The organism is Streptomyces sp. NPDC059564 (assembly GCF_042735575.1).
Taxonomy (GTDB): Bacteria; Actinomycetota; Actinomycetes; order Streptomycetales; family Streptomycetaceae; genus Streptomyces.
This window is the reverse complement of the sequence record NZ_JBHWBP010000494.1, coordinates 1-4,394: the sequence shown is the minus strand read 5'-3', so window position 1 is coordinate 4,394 and position 4,394 is coordinate 1. Positions and strand designations below refer to the sequence as shown.

The following is a 4,394-nucleotide window of genomic DNA, read 5'->3' as shown; positions in this document are numbered from 1 at the left end:
TGGGGGTGTGCGTACCGCCCCCGCGGAAGTGCGGATCAGCCGCCGGTGGCCGGGCGGGCCGCGGCCCCCCGGGCGGCGGCCCGTTCGGTGTGGGCCGGGCGGCGGCTGCCGGCCGGGGTGACCGGGGTGCGCTCGGAGCGGATGAGGTGCTGGTGGCGGCCCGCCGGGTGGGTGGCGGGGCGCAGCGCCGGGGAGTGCCCGGCGGCCGCGGCGGGCTGCGCCGGGACCGGGCCGGACTCATCGTCGGCATGGCGCCGGAGCTGCCACTTCCCGCCCGCGGACAGCAGCGGGGTGAGCGCGGCGGCGACGGGCTCGGAGACCCGTCCCTCCTCCAGGCGGCGGCGCCACAGCTCGCGCAGCTCGAAGACGTAGGCCTCGACGCGGGCGATGAGCGGCTCGAACCAGGGCAGCGCCAGCATGATCAGCAGTCCGGCGAGCCAGCCGAGCAGGACGTCGCTCACCCAGTGGGTGCCGAGGTAGACGGTGGTCGCGCCGACGCTCAGCGAGACGACGGCGGAGAACACGGACAGCACCCGCCGGGTGACCGTGGTGGAGGCCAGGTAGGCCAGGATCCCCCAGGTCACGACGGCGTTGGCGGTGTGGCCGGAAGGGAATATATCGCCGCCCGCGAAGAGCTCGGCGGAGCCGATCTGGGTGGCGTAGTGCGGGCCGAGCCGGCCGAGGCCGAGCTTCACGGAGCCGACGGTGATGTTCAGCAGCAGCAGCGCCACGCCGAGGGTGATCAGCGGGCGGAGCGTGTGCTGGCGCCAGGAGCGCCAGCCGAGCCAGGCCGCCACCATCACGGCGGTGGGTCCGCGCTGGCCCAGTACGACGAGGTAGTCGAGGAAGGCGTGCAGCTGCGGCCACTGCTCGTAGGGCCGGAAGAACATGATCTGCCAGTCGAGCCGGACGAGCCAGGACGTCGTCAGTACGGCCACGACGATCGCGAGGTAGCACGCGAGCATCGAGGCGAGGAGCACGACGCGGTGACGGCTCATCTGCGGGGTCTGCAGATGAGCCGGTCGCTCTGGTTCCCGGTCCAGCCGGGCGAACACCGGCTCCAGACGGGTCAGCAATTGGTCGGTACGCACTCAATCGACGTTACCGCGCGTCGAAGGGCGGCCCGGTCGAATCGCGGGCTTTGTGATGACCATGTGATGTGGAGTGCGTCTCACGCAGAACTTAATTCCCGTTATTTCGACGCTTGTTGGAACTCCGTCGATTCAACTCCGGGAGTGCTGCCCCCGCAATTATCCGCATACTTACGACAGGCTTATTGCCGCAGCTCAATTCCTTTGCGCAATCATGGATTGGAATGATCCATTCCGTGATCACGGCGGTCCCGAACCGTTCAGCCAGAACGCCCCGTACACCGCCGACGCGAGAGCGAGCGCCCCCACCAGCGCCGCCGCCCGCCCGGCCCGCCACCGGGCCAGCGCCACCGCCGCCGGCAGCAACAGCGGGAACGCGGGCAGCAGCAGCCGGGGCTTGGAGCCGAAGTAGCCCGAGGCGCACAGGGCGAGGGCCACCACGATGCCTCCGTACACGAGCAGCGCCGCGGGCTGCCGCTGCCGCACGCACAGCCGGTACGCCCACAGCACCAGCAGCACCCCGGCGACCAGCCCGATCCCGGCGAGGAAGGCGGGGGAGGCCAGCCGCGCCCCGATGAACCGGGCGAAGGCCCAGCCCCCGTCGAAGCCGTTGCCCCAGCCCGCCTGTACGTCGAGGTACCCCAGCAGCCCGCCGCCGGTCCGCGCGCCGACCCACAGCACGTACGCCGCCGCGCCCAGTGGGGCCAGCGCCACCCCGGCCGCCGTCCGCCACGACCGCTCCCCGCGCCGCCACGCCAGTGCGGCGGCCACCCACACCGCCGCGACCACCGCCGCCCCGACCGGGCGGGTCAGCCCGGCGCCGGCCGCGAGCAGGCCCGCGGTGATCCAGCGCCCGCGCTGGACCGCGTACAGGGCCCAGGCGGCCAGCGCCGTGAACAGCGACTCGCTGTACGCCATGGACTGGACGATCCCGACCGGCAGCGCCGCCCACAGCGCCGCCGCGAGCACCCCGGCGCGGCGCCCGTACAGGAAGTCCGCCACGGCGAAGATCCCCCAGGCGGCGGCGAGCCCGGCCACCGCCGAGACCACCAGGCCGGCCGAACCGTACGAGAGCCCGGTGGGCGCCGCCACCAGCCGCTCCAGCCACGGCAGCAGCGGGAAGAACGCCATGCTGGAGTGGACGGCCCCGCCCGGCAGGACCACCTCGAACCCGTACCCCCCGCCCGCGACCCGGGCGTACCAGAGGGAGTCCCAGCGGGCCGACAGCAGCGTGTGCGGGCTGCTGCCCGCCACCGCGCTCCACACCGCGAGCACGGCCAGCCCGAGCAGCCGCACCGCGGCGAAGGCGGCGAGCGCGGGGGCGGCCCGGCGCGGTCCGGGTTCCTTCACGGGTACTTCTTCGGTGGGTGCGCTTCTCACGCAGACGAGTATCGACGCAGCGGCCGCGGGCTCCCGCACGAGAACCACGGGCCGTGAGGAGACGTGTACCCGGGAGTGAGGACGGAGCGGGTCGAGTGGCGCACACCACACCGCGGCCGCGGTCGCGATGAGAGCTTGACCACGTGTCGGACACGCGAACTCGCGTACGCTGACCCTTCACTCGCGTGTCGATGCCGGACCCCGTTGGACGCCGCACAGCGCACCACCCGCGGCGCCACAACGACGCTGGTCCGCCGAGTGCGAGGGATCACCTGGGAGGTACACGCATGTCGGGGACGCACATGACCGGCGACAGGAACCCTTCCCTCCGGCAGCGGATCGGCGCGGCCTCCGGCGGGGCCAACCGCTGGGTCGTCCTGGCCGTCCTCTGCGTCAGCCTCGTCCTCGTCGCGCTCGACGCGACGATCCTCCACGTGGCCGTTCCCTCCGTCACCGAGGATCTGCGCCCCGGCGCGGTGGAACTCCTGTGGATCGTCGACGCCTACCCGCTGGTCTGCGCCGCGCTGCTGATCCTCTTCGGCACCCTCGGCGACCGCGTCGGCCGCCGCCGGATCCTGCTCCTCGGCTACGCCCTCTTCGGCGTGGCCTCCGCCATCGCCGCCCTCGCCGACAACGCCCAGGTACTGATCGCCGCCCGCGCCCTGCTCGGCGTCGGCGGGGCCATGATCATGCCGGCCACCCTGTCGATCCTGCGCCAGGTCTTCCCCGACCGGCGCGAGCGGGCCCTCGCGATCGGCATCTGGACCGCCGTCGCCGCGATCGGCGCGGCCAGTGGGCCGGTCCTCGGCGGCTTCCTCGTCCAGCACTACTGGTGGGGCTCCGTCTTCCTCATCAACATCCCGCTGATGGTGCTGATCCTGCCGCTCGGCCGCTGGCTGCTGCCCGAGTCGAAGGGCTCCTGCGACGGACCCTGGGACGTGCTCGGCGCGCTGATGGCCGCCACCGGCGTGCTCGGCGCGGTGCTCGGCATCAAGCGGCTCGGCGCCGAGCGGGACCTCACCGACGCCGGGGCACTGGTCCCGCTGGTGCTCGGCGTGGCGCTGCTCGTCCTCTTCGTACGCCGCCAGAAGCGCCGCGAGCATCCGCTGATCGACATGCGGATGTTCTCCCGCGCCGCGTTCTCCACCTCCGTCGGCTGCATCGTGCTCGCCATGCTGGCCCTGGTCGGGCTGGAGCTGATCGCCGTCCAGTACCTCCAGCTGGTGCTGCACCTGAGCCCGCTGGAGACCGGCCTGCGGCTGCTGCCGCTGACCTTCGCCGCCATGGCCGCGGGCGCCACCGGCTCGTACACCCTCCAGCGCGTCGGCCCGCGCACGATGGTCTCGCTCGGCTTCGTCCTGACGGCCGCGGCCGTGCTGCTGCTGACCCTGATGGGACAGCAGGACCGGCCCGTGCTGCTGACCGCCGGGTTCATCCTGCTCGGCTTCGGCCTCCAGACCACCCTGTTCGCCGCCTACGAGTCCATGCTCAGCGAGGCCCCGGCGGACACCGCGGGCGGCGCGGCCTCCATAGGCGAGACCTCGTACCAGCTCGGCGCGGGCATGGGCATCGCCCTGCTCGGCAGCGTGATGAACGCCGCCTACGCGCCCGGCCTCGCGGACGTCCCCGGCGTCCCGGCCGACGCGGCGGGGAACGCCGCGCACTCGCTCGGCGAGGCCTACCAGATCGCCGCCCACCTCGGCGGTCCCGCCGGGGAGTCCCTCTACGCCGCCGCCCGGCACGCCTTCGTGCACGGGCTGCACGTGACGCTGGTGGTCAGCGCGGGCCTGCTGCTCGCGGGCGCCGTGATGGCGCTGAAGCTGCCGCGCACGATGGACACCGCCGAGCCGGCCGGGTGCGACGCTCCCGCCGCCGACGCCGCGGGCGCGGCGGCCGTACGCCTTCCCGCGCAGCCCAAGGGCG

General features: G+C 73.5%; 3 protein-coding genes. 1 reads left to right on the top strand and 2 read right to left on the bottom strand.

Translation table 11 applies throughout. The annotated features are described in order from the left end of the window. Nucleotides 1-35: 35 nt before the first annotated feature. Together ACFV0Q_RS38835 and ACFV0Q_RS38830 are read right to left on the bottom strand one after the other, a co-directional pair. The gene (locus ACFV0Q_RS38835) at nucleotides 36-1,091 is read right to left on the bottom strand and encodes a phosphatase PAP2 family protein (protein ID WP_385012452.1); all 1,056 of its coding nucleotides are present in this window, start codon (nucleotides 1,089-1,091) and stop codon (nucleotides 36-38) included. Nucleotides 1,092-1,331: 240 nt separating this feature from the next. Next, nucleotides 1,332-2,441 carry a glycosyltransferase family 39 protein gene (locus ACFV0Q_RS38830; RefSeq protein WP_385012450.1) on the bottom strand — a complete coding sequence of 370 codons (1,110 nt, stop codon included), beginning with the start codon at nucleotides 2,439-2,441 and terminating at the stop codon, nucleotides 1,332-1,334. Between the two features lie 317 nt (nucleotides 2,442-2,758). Here ACFV0Q_RS38830 and ACFV0Q_RS38825 point away from each other — a divergent pair. Then, the coding region (locus tag ACFV0Q_RS38825; protein WP_385012448.1) for an MFS transporter at nucleotides 2,759-4,394 on the top strand (1,636 nt) is incomplete at its 3' end.